General features: G+C 71.4%; 19 protein-coding genes, 1 tRNA gene and 2 pseudogenes. 12 read left to right on the top strand and 10 right to left on the bottom strand.

What is annotated here, in order from left to right; translation table 11 throughout:
* Window positions 1-100: 100 nt before the first annotated feature.
* Window positions 101-1,066 carry a 1-phosphofructokinase family hexose kinase gene (locus IO40_RS0122860; protein ID WP_030407929.1) on the top strand — a complete coding sequence of 322 codons (966 nt, stop codon included), beginning with the start codon at window positions 101-103 and terminating at the stop codon, window positions 1,064-1,066.
* 143 nt (window positions 1,067-1,209) lie between these two features.
* Here the strand turns inward: IO40_RS0122860 and IO40_RS0122855 are convergent, their stop codons facing one another.
* The 3 genes and pseudogenes from IO40_RS0122855 to cdgB form a co-directional block, all read right to left on the bottom strand.
* On the bottom strand, window positions 1,210-2,208 hold the full coding sequence (locus IO40_RS0122855) for a carbohydrate-binding protein (protein WP_016472363.1): 999 nt from the start codon (window positions 2,206-2,208) through the stop codon (window positions 1,210-1,212).
* Window positions 2,209-2,301: 93 nt separating this feature from the next.
* Window positions 2,302-2,742, bottom strand: a pseudogene (locus IO40_RS39865) (GGDEF domain-containing protein); the annotation flags it as partial.
* A gap of 241 nt (window positions 2,743-2,983) precedes the next feature.
* Window positions 2,984-4,051, bottom strand: a pseudogene (gene cdgB / locus IO40_RS39860) (diguanylate cyclase CdgB); the annotation flags it as partial.
* A gap of 444 nt (window positions 4,052-4,495) precedes the next feature.
* Here cdgB and IO40_RS0122840 point away from each other — a divergent pair.
* Window positions 4,496-4,969, top strand: coding sequence for a flavin reductase family protein (locus IO40_RS0122840; RefSeq protein WP_016472361.1), 474 nt, complete (start codon window positions 4,496-4,498; stop codon window positions 4,967-4,969).
* Window positions 4,970-5,050: 81 nt separating this feature from the next.
* On the opposite strand, the gene arfB is transcribed toward IO40_RS0122840, so the two are convergent.
* Window positions 5,051-5,482 carry an alternative ribosome rescue aminoacyl-tRNA hydrolase ArfB gene (gene arfB, locus IO40_RS0122835; RefSeq protein ID WP_374117476.1) on the bottom strand — a complete coding sequence of 144 codons (432 nt, stop codon included), beginning with the start codon at window positions 5,480-5,482 and terminating at the stop codon, window positions 5,051-5,053.
* A gap of 308 nt (window positions 5,483-5,790) precedes the next feature.
* Here arfB and IO40_RS0122830 point away from each other — a divergent pair, with 308 nt between their 5' ends.
* Entirely contained in the window at window positions 5,791-6,366 is a 576-nt protein-coding gene (locus IO40_RS0122830; RefSeq protein ID WP_016472359.1) for a TerD family protein, read from the top strand.
* A 105-nt stretch (window positions 6,367-6,471) separates the two neighbouring features.
* The gene (locus IO40_RS0122825; protein ID WP_016472358.1) at window positions 6,472-6,972 is read left to right on the top strand and encodes a hypothetical protein; all 501 of its coding nucleotides are present in this window, start codon (window positions 6,472-6,474) and stop codon (window positions 6,970-6,972) included.
* Between the two features lie 345 nt (window positions 6,973-7,317).
* On the opposite strand, the gene IO40_RS0122820 is transcribed toward IO40_RS0122825, so the two are convergent.
* Window positions 7,318-7,980 carry a pentapeptide repeat-containing protein gene (locus IO40_RS0122820; protein WP_016472357.1) on the bottom strand — a complete coding sequence of 221 codons (663 nt, stop codon included), beginning with the start codon at window positions 7,978-7,980 and terminating at the stop codon, window positions 7,318-7,320.
* Between the two features lie 183 nt (window positions 7,981-8,163).
* On the opposite strand from IO40_RS0122820, the gene IO40_RS0122815 reads away from it, so the two are divergent.
* Entirely contained in the window at window positions 8,164-9,168 is a 1,005-nt protein-coding gene (locus IO40_RS0122815; RefSeq protein ID WP_016472356.1) for a zinc-binding dehydrogenase, read from the top strand.
* Between the two features lie 74 nt (window positions 9,169-9,242).
* On the opposite strand, the gene IO40_RS0122810 is transcribed toward IO40_RS0122815, so the two are convergent.
* A complete protein-coding gene (locus tag IO40_RS0122810) occupies window positions 9,243-9,941 on the bottom strand; it encodes a DUF4232 domain-containing protein (RefSeq protein ID WP_031176035.1) in 699 nt (232 codons plus the stop codon).
* A 480-nt stretch (window positions 9,942-10,421) separates the two neighbouring features.
* Between IO40_RS0122810 and mltG the strand changes: the two genes are divergently transcribed.
* Entirely contained in the window at window positions 10,422-11,213 is a 792-nt protein-coding gene (mltG, locus tag IO40_RS0122805) for an endolytic transglycosylase MltG (protein ID WP_033229447.1), read from the top strand.
* Between the two features lie 156 nt (window positions 11,214-11,369).
* On the opposite strand, the gene IO40_RS0122800 is transcribed toward mltG, so the two are convergent.
* On the bottom strand, window positions 11,370-11,606 hold the full coding sequence (locus IO40_RS0122800; protein WP_031176034.1) for a cold-shock protein: 237 nt from the start codon (window positions 11,604-11,606) through the stop codon (window positions 11,370-11,372).
* A 672-nt stretch (window positions 11,607-12,278) separates the two neighbouring features.
* Here IO40_RS0122800 and IO40_RS39490 point away from each other — a divergent pair.
* The 3 genes from IO40_RS39490 (at window position 12,279) to IO40_RS0122790 (ending at window position 13,344) form a co-directional block, all read left to right on the top strand.
* Window positions 12,279-12,413 carry a hypothetical protein gene (locus IO40_RS39490; RefSeq protein WP_262070658.1) on the top strand — a complete coding sequence of 45 codons (135 nt, stop codon included), beginning with the start codon at window positions 12,279-12,281 and terminating at the stop codon, window positions 12,411-12,413.
* On the top strand, window positions 12,410-12,646 hold the full coding sequence (locus tag IO40_RS0122795; RefSeq protein ID WP_137023004.1) for a hypothetical protein: 237 nt from the start codon (window positions 12,410-12,412) through the stop codon (window positions 12,644-12,646). Before IO40_RS39490 ends, IO40_RS0122795 begins: the two co-directional genes overlap by 4 nt.
* 197 nt (window positions 12,647-12,843) lie before the next feature.
* Window positions 12,844-13,344 (top strand): hypothetical protein, encoded by a 501-nt coding sequence (locus IO40_RS0122790; protein WP_031176033.1) that lies wholly within the window; start codon window positions 12,844-12,846, stop codon window positions 13,342-13,344.
* A 55-nt stretch (window positions 13,345-13,399) separates the two neighbouring features.
* Here the strand turns inward: IO40_RS0122790 and IO40_RS0122785 are convergent, their stop codons facing one another.
* From IO40_RS0122785 to IO40_RS0122770, 3 genes are all read right to left on the bottom strand, one after another.
* A complete protein-coding gene (locus tag IO40_RS0122785; RefSeq protein WP_157846447.1) occupies window positions 13,400-13,561 on the bottom strand; it encodes a hypothetical protein in 162 nt (53 codons plus the stop codon).
* A 490-nt stretch (window positions 13,562-14,051) separates the two neighbouring features.
* Complete coding sequence (locus tag IO40_RS0122775; protein ID WP_016472347.1) at window positions 14,052-14,561, bottom strand: hypothetical protein; 510 nt, start codon at window positions 14,559-14,561, stop codon at window positions 14,052-14,054.
* Window positions 14,562-15,077: 516 nt separating this feature from the next.
* Window positions 15,078-15,151 (bottom strand) — tRNA-Thr (locus IO40_RS0122770).
* A 178-nt stretch (window positions 15,152-15,329) separates the two neighbouring features.
* Between IO40_RS0122770 and IO40_RS0122765 the strand changes: the two genes are divergently transcribed.
* The 3 genes from IO40_RS0122765 to IO40_RS0122755 all read left to right on the top strand — a co-directional run bounded on the left by IO40_RS0122765 (window position 15,330) and on the right by IO40_RS0122755 (window position 18,072).
* Window positions 15,330-16,460, top strand: coding sequence for an ABC transporter ATP-binding protein (locus tag IO40_RS0122765; RefSeq protein ID WP_016472346.1), 1,131 nt, complete (start codon window positions 15,330-15,332; stop codon window positions 16,458-16,460).
* 276 nt (window positions 16,461-16,736) lie between these two features.
* Window positions 16,737-17,258 (top strand): hypothetical protein, encoded by a 522-nt coding sequence (locus IO40_RS0122760; RefSeq protein WP_016472345.1) that lies wholly within the window; start codon window positions 16,737-16,739, stop codon window positions 17,256-17,258.
* Window positions 17,259-17,346: 88 nt separating this feature from the next.
* Window positions 17,347-18,072: a nucleotidyltransferase family protein gene (locus tag IO40_RS0122755; RefSeq protein ID WP_031029024.1), complete on the top strand. Its 726-nt coding sequence runs from the start codon at window positions 17,347-17,349 to the stop codon at window positions 18,070-18,072.
* Window positions 18,073-18,174: the final 102 nt, after the last annotated feature.

Genomic DNA, 18,174 nt, shown 5'->3' with positions numbered 1-18,174 from the left:
ATGGCATGATCGCTCGCACGGTCGGTTCCGCCGTGGTGTCGTTTTCTCCTGGGTTGTGAGTGATGAACCGTTGTCCGACGGATGAGGGTGGTGCACGCAGATGATCCTGACCGTCACGCTCAATGCCGCTCTCGATCTGACCTATCGGGTGCCCCATCTCGTTCCGCACGCCTCCCACCGGGTGCGCGAGGTGACCGAACGGCCCGGCGGCAAGGGCCTCAACGTCGCCCGCGTACTGGCCGCCCTCGGCCTGCCCTCGACCGTCACCGGCTTCGCCGGCGGCGAGACGGGCCGGGTCCTGCGCGCCCTGCTTGCGGCGGACGCCGAGGCGGCCGGGCCGGACGGCCGGGCCCTCGTCACCGACGCGCTGGTGACCGTCGCGGGCAACACCCGGCGCACGGTCGGCGTGGTGGACGAGACCACGGGTGACACCACCCAGCTGAACGAGCCCGGCCCGCACATCACGCCGGACGAGTGGGAGACCTTCCTGGCCGCCTACCGCGAACTGCTGGCCGGCCAGGTGCGGGCGGTCGCACTGTGCGGCAGCCTGCCCCCGGGCGTCCCGGTGGGCGCGTACGCGACGCTGGTGCGCGAGGCCCGCACCGCACGCGTCCCCGTACTGCTGGACACCAGCGGGGAGCCGCTGCGCCGCGGACTCGCCGCCCGGCCGGACATCATCAAGCCGAACGCGGAGGAACTGGCCGGCATCACCGGCACCGCCGAACCGCTGCGCGCCGCCCGCGCGGCCCAGCGGCGCGGCGCCCACACGGTCGCCGCCTCGCTGGGCGCCGACGGGATGCTGCTGGTCACCCCGGACGGCGCGTGGAGCGCCGCGGTGCCCGAGCGGCTGACGGGCAACCCGACCGGCGCCGGCGACTCGGCCGTCGCCGGACTGCTGTCCGGGCTGGCGGAGGGGCTGCCGTGGCCCGACCGGCTGGCGCGGGCCGTGGCACTGTCCGCCGCGACGGTACGCTCCCCGGTCGCCGGCGAGTTCGACGAGGAGACGTACACCGGCATGCTGCCCGCCGTACGGGTGCGCCCCTCCGAAGCCCCCTCCGCCCCCTGAGCGCTGGCGGGACCCCGCACAGGCCAGAGCCCCCGCACAGGACCGGGGCCCCGCGCACAGGAAAGAGCCCCGCGCCGTCCGGCGCGGGGCTCTTCGGGCACCGGCTCCTCAACCGGGCGCGGCCCGGGAGGGCGGGCGGAGGCTCAGCCCCAGCCCTTCTCCAGCCACACCTTGTCGAGGACGGCGCCGCACTTGTTGCCGTCCTCGCAGGAGATCTTGATGGAGTTCTCGCCCTCGTTGAGCTGGATGTTGGACCAGCTGTTGGTCCAACCGTGCTCCCAGTCGCCCTTCTTGGCGCCGGCGAAGTTCTTCAGCCGCAGCGGGCGCCCCTCCGCCTTGCCGTTGACGGTGAGGGTGGCGTCCGCGTCCTGGCCGGGAACGCCGTAGCGCACATGGAGCGTGTACCTGCCGCCCTCGGGCAGGTCCTTCAGCTCCCAGGTGGCCGACGCGCCCGGCTGGTCCAGCCCGGAGACGTACGCCCCGCCCTGGCCCTCGGCGCCCTTGATGTCCGTCGAGGTGGTGGCGCTGCCGCCGAGGGTGAGGCTGGCCGCGTCCTCCTTCGGCAGGCCCTTGGGGGCGGTCTTCTCGTCGGGCTTGTCGTCCTTCTTGTCGCCGCCCTGGTCCTGGCCGCCGTCCTGCTGAGCGGTACCGGACGGCTTGGCCTGCGGGTCCTCGGGCTCGTCCTTGTTGAAGACGATCGCCGCACCGATCCCGATGACCACAGCGGCGACCACGGCTATCGCCCCCACCAGCAGTCCGGTCCGGTTGCGCCGGCCCCGGCCCGGCCCCTGCCCGGCACCCTGCTGCCGCGCCGCCGCACGCCCGCCGGGCACCGTCTCGGGCGCCGCGTAGTGCGCGCTGGGCTGCTGGGCGGGCTGGGGCGGCTGCTGCGGATAGCCGTAGCCGGAGCCCTGCTGGGGGTAGCCGTAGCCGCCGCCCTGCTGTTGCTGCTGCGGATAGCCGTAGCCGTACTGCCGCTCACCGACCGCGCGGACCTGGTTGAAGGAGCGACGTGGGACGCCGGGCTGCTGGCCGGACGCGGCGGGCTGCTGCGCGCCGCCCTCCTGCCGGTACAGATAGGCGAACGGGTCCTCGTCTCCCCCTTCCGGCGTGGCACCCGTGCCGTGGTTCTCGGCGCTCATCCCTTCACTCCCTACTGCGTCAGGTATCCGGGCGAGCCTACCTCTCTTGGGCGAACCTCTTGGCACGGTCGTGGCCGATCGGAACCGTGTGTGCTAGCCCGCCCGGCGCTGCCCCTTGGAGCGCGACCGCTTCTCCACGTACATGCGCTGGTCAGCGGAGTGCAGCACCTCGTCGGCGGTCATTCCGCAGCCCGCCCAGCCGATGCCGAAACTGGCGCCCACCCGCACCGATATCCCGTCGATATGGATCGGCGGGATGATCGCGTTGCGCAGCCGTACAGCGAGGTCCTCCGCCTCCGCCGGGCCCAGACCGTCGGCCAGCACGGCGAACTCGTCGCCGCCCAGCCGGGCGACCGTGTCGTCCTCCCGCACGCCCTCCGTGAGGCGGCGGGCGACCTCGATGAGCACCGCGTCACCGCAGTGGTGGCCGTAACGGTCGTTGATCGCCTTGAAGCCGTCCAGGTCGCAGTAGAGAACCGCCAGCCCCTTCTCCCCGGAACCGTCCCCCGTGGGCGGCACCGCGTGCTCGTGGTGCCCGGCCTCGGGGGGGGTAGGACGTCGCTCCCGTGCCGCCGAACGGGAGATACCCTGCGCCGCCCGGGAGGGGCGGCGGTCCGGTCAGCTGCTCCCCGTCCCAGGGCAGGAAGCCGCCGAACCCGTGGGTCGCCGCATCGGTGGCGCCGCCCGGTCCGGCCGCGTCCCGGAAACCGTCGGCCGTCCCGTACCCGTGGACCGGTCCCGCCTCGGCGTCGGCCGCCGGCCGGCCCGGCAGCGCGCAGAGCCGGCTGCTGAGGCGGGCACGCAGCTCCGCCGCGTTCGGCAGCCCGGTCAGCGAGTCGTGGCTCGCGCGGTGCGCGAGCTGGAGCTCATGCCGCTTGCGCTCCTCGATGTCCTCGACGTGGATGAGCAGGAAGCGCGGCCCGTCGGCGGCGTCGGCGACGACGGAGTTGCGCAGCGAGACCCACACGTACGAACCGTCCCGGCGCGCGAGCCGCAGCTCGGCCCGGCCGCCCTCCGCGCTGGTCCGCATCAGGGTGTTGATGTCGTCGGGGTGGACGAGGTCGGAGAAGGAGTAGCGGCGCATCGCGGCGGCGGGCCGCCCCAGCAGCCGGCACAGCGCGTCGTTGGTCCGCAGCAGCCGGCCGTGCTGGTCACCGCCCATCTCGGCGACGGCCATCCCGCTGGGCGCGTACTCGAACGCCTGCCGGAAGCTCTCCTCGCTGGCGCGGAGGGCCTGCTGCTCCCGCTCCAGCCGTACCAGCGCCCGCTGCATGTTGGAGCGCAGCCGCGCGTTGCTGATGGCGATGGCCGCCTGCGACGCGTACATCTGGAGGGCCTCGCACCCCCAGGCGCCGGGCCTGCGGCCGTTGCGGGGCCGGTCCACGGACAGGACGCCCAGCAGCTCACCGTCGGGCGCGTGCAGCGGGGCGAACAGCCGGTCCATGGGGTGCCAGGCGTCCGGTGTCTCGCGGACGGGCGAGGGGGCGTGCCACTGCGGGACGTCGTCGTCGTCCAGCACCCAGCCCTCGGTGTACGGGATGAAGCGGAGCGCCCCCCACTGCTCGCCCATGGCCAGCCGGCGCTCCCAGGAGTCGCGGGGGCCGACCCGGCCGCACATCATGGCCTCGGCGGCGGCGCTGCCGGCGACGGCGGCCACCACCAGATCGCCGTCCGCGCGCACCAGATTCACCGCCGAGATCTCGAAACCGAGCCCCTCCACGACTCCGTCGGCGACGGCCTGGAGGGTGTCGGCGAGACTCCGGGCGGTGTTGAGCTTCGCTATGACGTGGTGCAGCTGGCGCAGACTGGCGAGGCGGACATATGGTTCCGACTCGGTTTCCATAGCCCTCCCCCTGAGCCGTGTACGTCAACTCCAGGTGCTCGTGTCGTCGCTTCCGGGCCCCCGTCGGCGGTCTTCTGTGGCGTTCTTCGGCTGTCACGGCCACTGAATCACAGCGAGCTGTTCACTCGGTACACAGGGTCAACAATTAATGCCCTCTGTGACTCAAGTCACAACAGAATGCGACTAGTTGACTGCGCAACGTGTGCCGGAGGACCGGTGCCACAGCCGGCCCCGTCCCGGCCCCGGCCCCGGTCCCCGCGCCCGGTTTCCCCCGGCCTGCGGTCTTAGGCCCCGCCTGGTCCCCCAGCCCGATGCACGCCGGAGAACCGGCTGGTTAGCGTAGCCAGCGTGTCCCACGCAGTGCAGCAGCAGACGGCCCACGTGCCCCACACCCACCCGATGCCCCATGCTGATGGGGTGAACGACGAGGAGTTCCGTGCCGCGATGGCGCGGCTGGCGGCCGGAGTGGTCCTGGTCACCGCGCACGACCCGGAAGAGGGCGCGCGCGGCGAGGACGTCGGCATGACCGCCACCGCGTTCATGTCCGTCTCCCTCGACCCGCCCCTGGTCCTCGTCAGCCTCCGCGAGGGCTCCCGGATGGACGAACTGCTCTCCCGCCAGGACCACTGGGCCGTCTCCCTGCTCACCGACGCCCAGACCAAGACCGCCGGTCGCTTCGCAATGAAGGCGCGGCTCAGCGACCGGCTCCTCTTCCAGGAGCTCCCGCACACCCGGGGCACCGCCAGCGGCGCACCGCTGGTCGACGGCGCGCTCGCAGCCGTCGAGTGCCGTACCGAGCAGCGGGTGACCGCCGGCGACCACACGCTCGTCGTCGGCCGGGTCCTGGCCACCCGCCTCACCCACGGTTCGGGCGGCCCCCTGCTGTACTACAGCGGCCGGTACCGCTCCCTGGGCTGAGGCCCGCGCGCCCGCGCCAGGCGCCACGGTCCGGGCTCCGGAGCCGCGGCGCCGGGCCCCTCGGTCCCAGCCGCGGGACCCTCAGTCCCAGCCGCGGCCCGAACGGCCGCGCTTGACCTCGCCGCGCTGCTTCTTCTGCCGCAGTCGGCGCTCGTTGACACCGCGCGGGATCTTCTTCTTGCGGCGCGGCGGCGGTGGCGGAGCCGTCGCCTCCGCGAGCAGCGAGGCCATCCGTACGGCCGCCGTCTCGCGGTTCCGCCACTGCGAACGGTGCTCACTGGCCCGTACGACCAGCACACCGCCGTCCACCAGCCGGTTGCCGAGCCGTTCCAGCGCGCGGCGCTTCCACACCTCGGGGAGCGCCTGGGTGCGCGCGAGGTCGAAACGGACCTCCGCCTGGCTGTCGCTGGTGTTCACATGCTGCCCGCCCGGCCCCGACGCGCGCGAGAAGCGCCACGTCAGTTCGGCCTCGGGCAGCGAGACCGCACCACGGATGTAATAGGGACCGGACATGTCCTCCATGGTCCGCCCTCACGGCCGGGACGTCATCCGCATTTCGGCCGGCCGGCGGGCGCCCCGCGCCGGGCCCGTGGGCCGCCCGGCCGGGGCGAAGGGACGGTCAGGGGGCCGCCGGGGCGGGGCCGGGGAGGCGGCCGGGCCGGGAGTGAAGGCAAAGAAAGCAAAGAAACCTGGAACCCGGCCGTCCCCGGCCTGCGTTGTGGAGAGTGAGAAGCGGGGCCGCGGACCCCGGTCAGGTCACGGTCCGACGACGGTGGTTCCCTCGGGAGTCACCACGATTCATCACAACGGAAGGGCACCCCATGGCTGTCAGCCTGTCCAAGGGCGGCAACATCTCGCTCACCAAGGAGGCACCGGGCCTGAGCGCCGTCACGGTCGGCCTCGGCTGGGACGTGCGCACCACGACCGGCACGGACTTCGACCTGGACGCGAGCGCCATCGCGGTGAACGCACAGGGCAAGGTCTACTCCGACCAGCACTTCGTCTTCTTCAACAACAAGGCCACCCCGGACCAGGCGATCGTCCACACCGGCGACAACCTCACCGGCGAGGGCTCCGGCGACGACGAGCAGATCAACGTCAACCTGGCCGCGCTGCCGGCCGACATCGACAAGATCGTCTTCCCGGTGTCGATCTACGACGCGGAGAGCCGCAGCCAGAACTTCGGCCAGGTGCGGAACGCCTACATCCGCATCGTCAACCAGGCCGACCAGGCGGAGATCGCCCGCTACGACCTGAGCGAGGACGCCGCCACCGAGACCGCCATGGTCTTCGGTGAGCTGTACCGCAACGGTGCGGAGTGGAAGTTCCGCGCCGTCGGCCAGGGCTACGCCTCCGGCCTCGTCGGCATCGCCCAGGACTTCGGCGTCAACGTCTGAGACCCGGCCGCGCACGGACGATGACGGGGCGGCGCCCCTCCCGCCGGAGGAGCGCCGCCCCGCCGCAACGGGGGAAGCTCCACCATGGCGTGACACCATCGCGGGGTGCTCGACATCGGCTATGCCCTCTCCCGCCGCTTCCCCGACCCGCCCCAGACGGACTACCGCACCGCTGACGTCCACGCGCTGCGGCACGATCTGTTCTGCGGCGACGTCTATCTCGCGGACACCGAGAGCGACCGCGAACTGTCCACAGCCTGGGGATGGGTGCCGGTGCTCGACTTCGCCTGGGCGCTGTGCGACATCGCCGAGGACCTCGACCGCGATCCGCGCGGTGCCCGCTCCCCCGGCCCCCACCACGCGACCCTGGACTTCACGGAGTCCGCCGATCTGCTGAGCTTCACCCGCCGCTTCGGCTGGGTGGAGATCACCGGCGACTGGCCGGCAGCACGGGACGAGGGGCCGCTCACCTTCTCCCACACCGAACTGCGCCGCGAAGCACGCGACTTCCTCCACGATCTGGTCGCGGACCTCACCGACATGCACGAGGGACTGGCCGACAACCCGGCCGTCTGGACGCTGATGTCCCGTTTCCCCCGCGTCTGACCCACCCCAGCGTCCCCTGCCCGCGCCCTGGCACGGCACAAGCGCCGCGTACGGCACGACGACGTACGGCACCGGCCCGGTACGGCACGTCCACGTACACGGAGGTCCGCGTACACCCGCGTCCCCGCACACGCACGCGTCCCCGCACACGCACGTCCCCGTACGAAGCGTCCCCGTACGGCCCGTCCCCACGGCACCGGCTGCCGACGGCCAACCGCCGACCACCCGACCGCCCAACCACCCGACCGCCCGACCGCCCGACCGCCCGACCGCCCGACCACCCGACCGCCCGACCGCCCGACCGCCGATGGTCCGGCTGCCGACGGCCGGAAAAGGCCAGGCCGTCTACCCCTCCACCCGGAGGCCGATCTGTGTGGCGAGGGCCGGTGCGAGATCCATCAGCTGGCCCATGGTGATCACGGCTCCGGCCAGGTGCTCCACCCCCACCGCGACGTCCAGTTCCGTCGCCCCTCGCAGGTCCACGTCCTTCAGCCGCACCTGGTGGAGCTCGGCCCGGCGCAGCACGCAGTCCCGGAACGTCACGCGTTCGAGCGAGGCGCCGCTGAAGTCCGGCTCGCTCAGCACGCACTCCTCGAACGTGACGTCGGTGAGGGACGCCTGCCGCAGATTGAGACAGTCGATCTTCCCGCCGCGTACCAGCACCCGGTTGAGCCGGGCGCCGTGCAACTGGACACCGCCCAGTCGGGCATCCCGCAGCTCCACGTCCCGCAGTTCGGCGTCGGCCAGCTTCGTTCCGACGCCCCAGACGCCCTCCAGCACCGAGTCGATGAACCGGGTGCGTCGGAGCGCGGCCTCGTCCAGCGCGCAGCGGTACATCCCCACGTCCAGGAAGGTCGCCCCGCCGCCGTCCGTACCGCTCAGATCCAGCCCTTCGAACCGCACCCCGTCGTAGTCGCCGTCCGGCGCCAGCCCCCGCCCCTCGAAGGGCCGCAGCTCGGGGAGAACGATCGAGGGTCGCCGCGCCTCACGTACCGCTGATGTCGCCATGCCCTCATGCTGCACTCGGCCACTGACAAGCGGCACCGGCAAGCGGCGCTGTCCCGAGGCCGCCGTACCGGCCCGCGGGCGAGGCTTGACTTGAACCTCACTTCATGTCGCAGCGTGGGCGGCACGAACCGGCCACCGGCCCCGCCGGACACCGGCCGGCCCATCCGCGAAGGAGCGAGCCCCATGCACGCCGTCCGTCTGCACGCCTTCGGCCCCGCCGAGAACCTGACGTACGAGGAAGTCCCCGATCCGATACCCGGACCCGGCCAGGTCAGGATCGCCGTGCAGGCAGCGGGCGTGCACCTGATCGACACCACGCTCCGCGGCGGCCACCGGATCGGCCCGCTGCCGCTGCCAAACCTGCCCACCGTCCCGGGCCGCGAAGTCGCCGGCGCTGTCGAGCTGCTGGGCGAGGGGACCGACCCCGGCTGGCTCGGCCGGCGCGTCACCGTCCATCTCGGCGCGGCACCCGGCGGCTACGCCGAACTGGCCGTCGCCGACGCCGCGGCCCTCCAGCCCGTCCCCGGGGACATGACCGCGGCGCAGGCCGTCGCCCTGATCGGCACCGGCCGCACTGTCATGGGGGTACTGCGGAACGCGGAGATCAAACCCGGCGACACCGTGCTCGTGCTCAGCGCGGCCGGCGGTATGGGCGCCCTGCTGACGCAGTACGCCAAGCACCGCGGCGCCCGCGTGATCGGCGCGGCCGGCGGCCCCGCCAAGACGGCCGTCGTCACGCGGCTGGGCGCCGACCTGGCCGTCGACTACGACCTGCCCGACTGGGCCGACCGCATCCGTGCCGCCTACGGGGAACGCCCCGTGCACCATCTGTTCGACGGCCCCGGCGGCGCCCTCGGCCGTACCGCGCTCGATCTGGTCGCCCACGGCGGCAGCCACCACGCGTACGGCGGCTCCTCGTCCCTGCCGACGGCCACCGGCCGGCCGGCTCAGGCCGCGGCCCCGCCCCTGAGCGCCGACGAACTGCGCGGCCGGGGCATCGTCGTCCACCCGCTGGACCCCGCCTTCATGCAGTCGCACAAGCGCGAACTGGAGGAGGCGGCGCTCCGTTCGGCGGCCGACGGGACACTCGTACCGCTCGTCGACGAGTACCCCCTCGCCCGGGCCGCCGAGGCGCACCGCGCCCTGGAGACGCGGGGCACCACGGGCAAAGTGGTGCTCGTCCCGTAGCCGGCCGGACCGCCCCGGAGGCGTGAGGGGGGCGCCGCGCCACGGGGCTCGCCCGTCGCACCGCACGGGCGGCCTCACTGCTTGCCGGTGCCGACCGGGTCCACCACGACCTTCTGGTCGGCGCCGACCTCGACCGGGAGGCTGATGCTGACCGGCAGGCTCTTGGAGTGGGTCTCGTTGGGCGGGGTGACGACCATGCTGCTGACGTACGCGCCGGTGCCGCCGGTGTTGTTCGGCGGGTAGTGCAGGGTGAAGCGGGTCTCCTCACCGTTCTGGAGGGAGACGGCCGGCGCCGCCAGGTCGCTGCGCTTGGCGCTCAGGGGCCGGCCGGCGTCCTGCGACCGCAGGTCCACGCCGGGGAAGCCCTTGAGCGAGCAGGCGTCCCCGCCGACGTTCTTGAGGGTGACGATCAGATCGCCCTCGCCCATGCCGTGGGACGAGCTGAATTCCAGGTTCTTGGTCTTGCAGTCACCGGTGGTGATCTTCCCGCCGCCGCTGCCGGGAGCGGCCTCCGTCGAGCCCGCCGCCTTCGTGCCGCCGGTGCCGCTGCCGCCGGTGCCGCCGGTGCCGCTGCCGCCGCCGGTGCTCGTGCCGCTCTCCTCGGAGGAGCCGCCGCCGGAGGTGCCCGCCGAGGACGAGGAGGAACCGCCGCCCGAGGACGAGGCGGCGGAGGAGTTCGAGCCGGCGGCGGAGTCGTCGTTGCCCTGGCAGGCGGTGAGCGAGAGACCGGCGGCGAGGGCCAGAGCGGCGAGGGTCATCTTCTTGGCGCGCATCGTTTCTTCCTTCGCGGTCGGTGCCGGCTGCGCGGCACGGGTGAGCGTTTCCGACACGTTCGATCCGCCCGCCCCGCGTGGTGTTCACGCCGAGCCGCCGCTCTTACACGCCTGTTACAGGCGAACGGACGGCACGGCCGCTCCCACCGCCGCACCCGAGCCCCCACGCCCCGGACGCGGCCCGACGGTGCGCACCCGGCCCCGCAGCCGCCGTCCGCCCCGGAACGAGGCGGTCAGAGCCGTACGGAGCACCGCGTCACCGTGCGGGCGTCCCGCTCGCCGCCCCGCCGGTTCTCCGCCGCCCGTCACGGATCACGGCGACGGCCGGTGAGCGCCCGACCGCCGGAACAGTTCCGTTACCGTCCGGCCCTTGCACACCCGGGTGCGGTCCGGCGGGTCACTCGGAGCGCACTCACCATGTCGGACGGTCTCCGTACCGTCCCGCCCCACTCCGCATGCCACTGTCCTAGCGTTTCCGGTATGACCACCACGACCGGAAAGCGGACACGCCGGCTCGCCATAGTGGCCGTACTGTGCGCGCTGGCCGTCACGGCGGCCGTCGTCCTGTTCCGCCAGTACCAGCAGGAGCGGTCCGTCACCTCCTTCGTCGTCCCCGAGGGATGGCGCGCCTCACAGGTGTACGCCGCGGCCGACAAGGCCCTCTCCGTCCCCGAGGGCACCACGGAGAAGGCCGCCGAGCGCGCCGCCCGCCGGGGCAAGCTCAAGCTGCCGGCCGCGGCCAAGGGCAACCTGGAGGGCCATCTGTACCCGGCGACCTATCCCGTCCGGTCCTCGACGACACCGACGTCACTGGTCACCCTCATGACCGACACCGCGCGGGAACGGCAGTCGGCCGCCGGTGTGCACGACGAGAAGACGCTGATCATCGCCAGCATCGCCCAGGCAGAGGCCGACACCTTCGAGGACATGAAGAAGGTCGTCCGCGTCATCGACAACCGCATGAAGCGCGACATGCCGCTCCAGATGGACTCCACGATCAACTACGCGCTCGGCCGCTCCACACTCCGCACCACATACGCCGACACGCGCCTCGCCTCCCCCTACAACACCTACCTCCACAAGGGCCTCCCCCCGACCCCCATCTGCAACCCCGGCCCGGAAGCCCTCAAGGCCGCCCTCTCCCCCGCCGAGGGCGACTGGCTCTACTTCGTCACCGTGAAACCGGGCGACACCCGCTTCACCGCGGACTACCAGCAGCACGAGAAATGGGTGCAGGAGTTCAACGCCGCCCAACAGCGCAACGGCACGTGACCGCCCACACCTTCGCGGCCCCCTCTCCGCCGCCCCTTCGCCCTCCGCCGCCCCTCGACGGGCATCAGCCGCTGAGCCGGCATCGGCCGCTAGGCCGATACCGGCCGCTCCCCGGGGCGTCAGCCTCTCCCCGGGGCGTGAGCCCCTCCCCGGGCGTCAGCCGGACGGGGGCGCTCCCTGCGGCACGACGCTCACCGCCCGGTAGCGGTACCCGTCCTGCTCGAACCCGGGTGCCTCCCAGGTGAGATCCACGCGCTGGCCGGGCGACAGGGTGCGGAAGCCTTCCATCCGGACGTCGGAGTAGTGCGCGAAGCAGCCCCCGGGGGTCTCGGGGCAATCGAGCACGCCCCACCCTTCCTCTTCGCTCCACTCGCGGACGATCGCCTTCACCATGCCGGAACCCTACGACCCGGCCCCACCGCACGGCACCACCGGCGCCGCCCCCGCAGGAAGCCCCCGCTTGATCCCCGGTGGACGGCGCCCCTCATCCGGGGGCCCGTCACCCGGGCGGGGATCATCCGGGCGGGGCTCATCCGGGCGGGCGCTGGTCCGGCCGGATCATGGGGGTGCCGGGCTCGTGCTTGCCCTGGCAGCGGGGCGACGCCTGGCAGGAGAAGCCGCGCCCCCGGCAGTGCCGGCAACCATGGGGCGCGGACACGTCCTCGCCGACCCCGTGGTCCGACACATACACGGCAACACCATGGACGAGACCGGTGCCCCCGCACCCCCGGCACCCCTGATGCGGGCCCGGACAACTCATCGGCCACCCGCCTCGGCCCGGACGCCGCACCATTGCCGATCACTCACCGCGCCCACCTCCTCCCCGAGCGTAGGACGGCCGCGGCGACGGGGCGCCCCGCTCCGGCATTTCCCGTACGGAAGAGGGCACCTCACACCCCGCACCCGTTTCCGACGCCCCCGCGCGAACTCCCGGAAGAATGGCCGGAACACGACGCCCGAACCGAAGCGACTCTGTACGAGGCGCCACAGCGCCACTACACTCAGAAAATCACCCCTTCCGTCGAGAAGGGGTTCTTCCACGGAGAGAAGGAGAGGAGGGAAACCGTGTCGATCACCATGCGCGGCCGGGCCGCAGAGCGTCCCCCGCAGAGCCGCGAAATCCACCAGTGGCGAGAAGCTGCCGGAAAGGCCGGTTCCTTCACCTTCTCCACCCCAGGAATTCGTTTCCTGTCCGTGTGAATCACCAGAATGCGCGCCCGGCCCGCGCGCGGGAGGCGAGCGCCATGTTCCTCCAACTTCTTGAAGCCCTGGGCACTTTCTTCGGCGGCCTCGCCGCCCTGGTCGCCGCCGTCGTCCAACTCCTCACCTTCCTCAAGAAGAAGGAGAACAACGAGGATGTCGGATGCGGTGACCGGCCGGACTCCTGGATGAGCCCGCCGCAAGCACTCATCCTCCTGACCGCATGGGCCTGACGGCACCTCAGTAACGCATGCCCCGGGGGCGGGGCGCACCACCGCCGCATACCGAACCGACCGACCCACGGATGCGCCCCGCCGCCCGCCCCCACCCCCGAATCGGTCACAGAAGGATCACCCCTCTCACACATCCTTCACTTCTCACCCTCCCCGGCACTACGGTCACTCCACCCGAAAACCACTGGGGGGACGAGATGACCGATCCGCGTACTGCTCCCATACCGCCCGTACCGCCTCACCCGCACACCCGCCCGCTCCACAAGCGCGCCCTGGTGTGGGTCGGCGGCTCGGCACTGTTCCTGGCGGGAGTCCTCATAGGCACCGCGGGCGACGACGGGCAACAGCCCGCCGCCGAAGCCAAGCCGGCCGCCACCGTCACGGCCACACCCAAGCCCGGCCCGACCGTCACCAAGACCGTCAAGCCCACCCCGAAGCCCGCCCCCACGGTCACCGTCACCAAGACCGCCACCCCCGAGGCCCCGGACACGGGCACCGACACCAACGCGGACGCCGACAGCACGGACAGCACCGGGACCGGCTCCGGCACCTGCTCCATCGTCTCCAGCTCGGGCAACTGCTACTCAGCAGGCCAGTTCTGCCGCAACAGCGACCACGGAGCGACCACGTCCACAGCGAGCGGCAGAACAATCAAATGCGCCTACAGCGCGAACGCTTGGCGCTGGACCTACAACTGAGCCCGGCCGGTGCCGCAGACCACTGCGGAACGGCCGGAAGGCAACAGGAGTCGGCTCACAGCCGAGCCACCCCCTCAACTGCTATGGCAATCACTCCGAACGCGAAGAACACCGAGCCGAAGATCCACAGTGTCCCGGGCCCGATACCGCCACCCGTCCAGGTCACATGCCGCTCGATGCGGAGGTACACGTAGTCGGCCGCTCCCCTGATGTTCAAAGCGAAAATGGCCCCGACGACGAAGAGGCACGCTGGGTGAACCATCAGCCTTCCAGGCGATGACGGAGCCCCCGAAGCGCTGAACACATCCCCTCCCCGAAAAACCGTGGAACCGCCCCACAACCTACCGACCGGCCCGCACGCACGCACCTAGACACGTATGCCTGCGGAGTGAAAGCGCCATGAACATCGCCGAAGACATGCCGAAGCCCGGGGCGGCTCGGCCGCGCCTCGACCGGCACGGCCTGCGCCGTGCCGACCGCTCCTATGTCCGGGGCTCGTGATGAGCTGAACCACCGACGATCGCGCAATTCATGAGATCGCGCTCCATGATCACCTGAGTGACGCCGACGCCTACGAGCGATTCGACGAGGCCTTCACGCCCGGCCTCGTGGTTGATGCCACCGCTCTCGGTCTCGCTCCCCGACATGCCTCGTCGTGGTTGTCGATGGGGAGCGTCACCGCACCTGTCATCGCATGGTGGCTGCTGTCAGGCGCGGGAGGGGTCGCTGCCTTCCGGGGCCTTGTAGCAGGGCGAAACGAGGGTGACGCTGATCTGCGGCTTGAGGTCACCTGAGCGTTTCTTCAGCGCCCTGATGGCCACGTGATGCCCGGAGGAAATGTGTACCGCCTTGATCTCCGGATTGCGGAACATACTGTGTTGGGGCCCGTCTTTGGTGATGCGCCAACCCAGGCCGGGAAGTCGAGAGCGCAGGTTCTCCATGGCGGTGTCGAAATCGTCCGCGTCCGCCTCCCACAGCGCCCAGGGATGGTCCACGGTGTAGTAGGTGGTGAAGTCCGGGTCGACGGCATCACATGGTCCGGCAGCGGCAGGAAGGTCACTTGGGATGCCAGAGATGCCCATGGCATCCAGCAGCCGGGACGACATCCGGTTGACCTCGTCCTCTGCCTGTCGCACCTCGCGCACCTCGGGCGTGTACCCGAGGATCTTGCGCACCTTCGACGGCTTGGCGACCCGCCCGCAGCCAGTGTTGTCCATGATCGAGCGTCCCATCGGTGGGGCAGGGGCAACAGGGCGGCCACCAACTCCAGGCCAGTGGACGAGGTCCTCCACCGCTGGAACGAAAACAGAGGCCCCGGACCTCCCTCCCCACTTCTGGTCTTCTGCACGGCCGCGCTCAGCGGCATCGTCAGCAGAGCACAGAGCGAAAGCGGCCGGTGAGCTGTGGAGGGCCTGCACGGGCCGGCCTCCACCGCTCGCTACGGAAACCCGATCGAGTCCGACAACCCGAGCCGCGCCTTCGCCGTACGCACCAAGGAAGCCGGCATTTGGGGGCCATCCCGTCCCGGAACTCCCGACACACCATCGAGGAAGTCCTCGCCGTTCCCGAGGCGCCCGAGGTGGCGCAGCGCATTCTGCGAGGCGCGCCGAGGGCTCGGCCCCAGTGCAGCAAGCTTCGGAACTGCCCCCGGCGATCATCGTGTGCTCCACCACTGCACGCGAGGCACCACAGAGGCCCCGTACCAAACCCGGTGCGGGGCCTCTGACCTGCGGAGCCGCCTGTCGGATTCGAACCGACGACCTTCTGTTTACAAGACAGATGCTCTAACCAGCTGAGCTAAGGCGGCGTCGCCGCGGGGTGTGCGGCGTCGCTCGTGCAGTGTACCCGGAGGGGATCGGGCCGGTCGGACTACTGACAAAAGCTGGATCAGAGGCTAGCGTCTCGCCAGGTCCACGCAGTGGACTACACCTCCGCCTTTACCACGGATCGTCCGGCACGTACCTGCCGGTGAAGGAGAAGAGAACATGGCCACGGTCACCTATGACAAGGCGACCCGGGTGTACCCGGGTGCCGAGACGCCGGCCGTCGACAAGCTCGACATCGAGATCGCGGACGGCGAGTTCCTCGTGCTCGTCGGCCCCTCCGGCTGCGGGAAGTCCACGTCGCTGCGGATGCTGGCGGGGCTGGAGGACGTCAACGAGGGCAACATACGTATCGGTGACCGGGACGTGACCCACCTTCCGCCGAAGGACCGGGACATCGCGATGGTCTTCCAGAACTACGCGCTGTACCCGCACATGACCGTGGCGGACAACATGGGCTTCGCGCTCAAGATCGCCGGGGTGCCGAAGGCGGAGATCCGCAAGAAGGTGGAGGACGCGGCGAAGATCCTCGACCTGACCAAGTACCTGGACCGCAAGCCGAAGGCGCTCTCGGGTGGTCAGCGGCAGCGTGTCGCGATGGGACGGGCGATCGTCCGGGAGCCGCAGGTCTTCCTGATGGACGAGCCGCTCTCGAACCTGGACGCCAAGCTGCGTGTGCAGACGCGTACGCAGATCGCCAGCCTCCAGCGCCGGCTGGGCATCACCACCGTGTACGTCACGCACGACCAGGTCGAGGCGCTGACGATGGGTGACCGGGTGGCGGTCCTCAAGGACGGTCTGCTCCAGCAGGTCGACAGCCCGCGCAACATGTACGACCGCCCCGCGAACGTCTTCGTCGCCGGCTTCATCGGTTCCCCCGCCATGAACCTGGTGGAGGTGCCGATCATCGACGGCGGTGTGAAGTTCGGCAACAGCGTGGTGCCGGTCGAGCGGGACGCGATCAAGGCGGCGGCCGACCGGGGTGACAAGACGGTCACGGTCGGCATCCGGCCGGAGCACTTCGACCTGGTCAACGGCGACGGCGGCGACAGCGGCAAGACGCTGTCCAAGGACGAGCGGGCGGGCGTGCCCGTCACCGTGAACGTCGTCGAGGAGCTGGGCGCCGACGGTTACGTGTACGGCACCGCGGACGTCGGCGGCGAGAAGCGTGACCTGGTGGTCCGCGTCTCCGGCCGCAGCGTCCCGGAGAAGGGCACCACCCTGCACGTGGTGCCGCACGCGGGCGAGACGCACGTCTTCTCCACCTCCACCGGTGAGCGGCTCAGCGACTGACCGTCGGTCCCGATGAGTTGGAGGGCCGTGAGCGGGTTTCCCACCCGTTCACGGCCCTCTTCTGCCTGTTCCCCTTGTCCCTCCTGGGGCTTGTGCCGCTGATCGGGACTTGTGCCACTTGTGCCGAACCGGGACCGGGAACGGCCCCGGACGCGGCCTCGGGAGAGCAAGAGAGCCCCCCTTGAGGGGGACATCGCTCGAACAACACTCCTCTTCGGTCCCTCGAAGTGGTGACAAAATGTCGCCATATCACTACCACTCGCTACCATCTCGGGCGTGAACCACGCAGCCCGCCGTATCGGCCGATCCCTCGCCCTCGTACTCCCGGTCGTGCTCGTTCTGTCCGGGACTCTCGCCGTCACCCGCGTCCCGTGGGACTCGCCCGCGGACTCGCAGGTCCTCACCGCCTCCGCGCGCGACGCCTCCGCATCGACCCCGGACGCGGCCTCGCCGGACGCCTCTTCGTCCGATGCCTCTTCGTCCGGTGCCTCGACGCCCGCCTCGTCCGGTGCCCCGGTCACGCCGGGTACGCCCGGCACGGCGACCGCCCAGCAGGCCCCTCAGGACTCGCTGCGCGACCGTCTGATCGCGGAGTTGCAGGAGAAGGACCCGGGTGCGGCGCTCACCGGTCTCCAGCGCGCGATCACCCGTAAGCCGTCGCTGGCCCGGCACTGCGCCTCGATCGCGCGGGCGCTCGGCAAGGCCGCCGTGCACAAGTACGGGCCGCAGCGGGCGCAGAGCTTCTCCCGGCCGGTCTGCGACACCTCGTTCGCCACCGGTGTCGCCCAGCTGAGCTGATCCCCACGCTGCCGGGGGCCGGCCCCCGGCCCGCCCGGGTGCGCGGTCACGCACCCGTGGTGCGCCGCGCCCGCATAGGCTGCGGCACATGACCCAGCATCCGACCCAGGCCGTGATCCTCGCCGGTGGGCAGGGATCACGGCTGCGGCCGTATACCGACGACCGCCCCAAGCCGATGGTCGAGATCCCCGGCACCGGCGTGCCGATCATCGGCCACCAACTGGCCTGGCTCGCTGCCGAGGGCGTCACCGATGTCGTCGTCTCCTCCGGCCACCTCGCCGAGGTGCTGGAGGAATGGCTCGCCAAGGCCGAACTCCCCTGCCACGTCACGACGGTCACCGAGAAGGAGCCACTGGGGCGGGGCGGCGGGCTGAAGTTCGCCGCGCGGTCCCTGCCGCGTCCGGAGGAGCCCTGGTACGCGACCAACGGTGACATCTGGACGCGTTTCTCGCTGCGCGAGATGGCCGCCTTCCACACGGAGCGCGACGCGACGGCCACTCTCGCGCTCGCCCGGCCCCGTATCCCGTGGGGCGCGGTGGAGACGGACGAGTTCGGCCACGTTCTCGACTTCATCGAGGCGCCCCCGTCCCCGTATCTGATCAACGCGGGTGTCTACGTCTTCTCGCCCCGGTTCACCGGGCTGCTGCCCGAGCGCGGCGACCACGAGCGCACGACCTTCCCCCGGCTGGCCCGCGAACGGGCCCTGGCGGGCTTCCCGTTGCCCCAGGGCTCCTACTGGCGTGCCATCGACACCGCCAAGGACCTCATGGAGGCGGCCAGGGAACTCGCCCGCGGGGACCGCCGGGACGGCTGACCCGGCCCCACACAATGGCCGACGGCCCCGCCTGTTTCCAGGTGGGGCCGTCGGCCGTCTCGTGCGCTCGCTCCCGGGTGCGGTCGCCGGCGCCCGGTCTGC

Source organism: Streptomyces albus subsp. albus (genome assembly GCF_000725885.1).
GTDB classification, from domain to species: domain Bacteria; phylum Actinomycetota; class Actinomycetes; order Streptomycetales; family Streptomycetaceae; genus Streptomyces; species Streptomyces albus.
This window is presented reverse-complemented; position numbering and strand designations above follow the sequence as displayed.

Excerpts from the sequence above, each read along its gene's own strand:
- IO40_RS0122860 (WP_030407929.1), top strand. The coding sequence starts at position 101 with ATGATCCTGACCGTCACGCTCAATGCCGCTCTCGATCTGACCTATCGG.
- IO40_RS0122855 (WP_016472363.1), bottom strand. The coding sequence starts at position 2,208 with ATGAGCGCCGAGAACCACGGCACGGGTGCCACGCCGGAAGGGGGAGAC.
- IO40_RS0122840 (WP_016472361.1), top strand. The coding sequence starts at position 4,496 with ATGGCGCGGCTGGCGGCCGGAGTGGTCCTGGTCACCGCGCACGACCCG.
- arfB (WP_374117476.1), bottom strand. The coding sequence starts at position 5,482 with ATGTCCGGTCCCTATTACATCCGTGGTGCGGTCTCGCTGCCCGAGGCC.
- IO40_RS0122830 (WP_016472359.1), top strand. The coding sequence starts at position 5,791 with ATGGCTGTCAGCCTGTCCAAGGGCGGCAACATCTCGCTCACCAAGGAG.
- IO40_RS0122820 (WP_016472357.1), bottom strand. The coding sequence starts at position 7,980 with ATGGCGACATCAGCGGTACGTGAGGCGCGGCGACCCTCGATCGTTCTC.
- IO40_RS0122815 (WP_016472356.1), top strand. The coding sequence starts at position 8,164 with ATGCACGCCGTCCGTCTGCACGCCTTCGGCCCCGCCGAGAACCTGACG.
- IO40_RS0122810 (WP_031176035.1), bottom strand. The coding sequence starts at position 9,941 with ATGCGCGCCAAGAAGATGACCCTCGCCGCTCTGGCCCTCGCCGCCGGT.
- mltG (WP_033229447.1), top strand. The coding sequence starts at position 10,422 with ATGACCACCACGACCGGAAAGCGGACACGCCGGCTCGCCATAGTGGCC.
- IO40_RS0122800 (WP_031176034.1), bottom strand. The coding sequence starts at position 11,606 with ATGGTGAAGGCGATCGTCCGCGAGTGGAGCGAAGAGGAAGGGTGGGGC.
- IO40_RS0122790 (WP_031176033.1), top strand. The coding sequence starts at position 12,844 with ATGACCGATCCGCGTACTGCTCCCATACCGCCCGTACCGCCTCACCCG.
- IO40_RS0122775 (WP_016472347.1), bottom strand. The coding sequence starts at position 14,561 with ATGGACAACACTGGCTGCGGGCGGGTCGCCAAGCCGTCGAAGGTGCGC.
- IO40_RS0122765 (WP_016472346.1), top strand. The coding sequence starts at position 15,330 with ATGGCCACGGTCACCTATGACAAGGCGACCCGGGTGTACCCGGGTGCC.
- IO40_RS0122755 (WP_031029024.1), top strand. The coding sequence starts at position 17,347 with ATGACCCAGCATCCGACCCAGGCCGTGATCCTCGCCGGTGGGCAGGGA.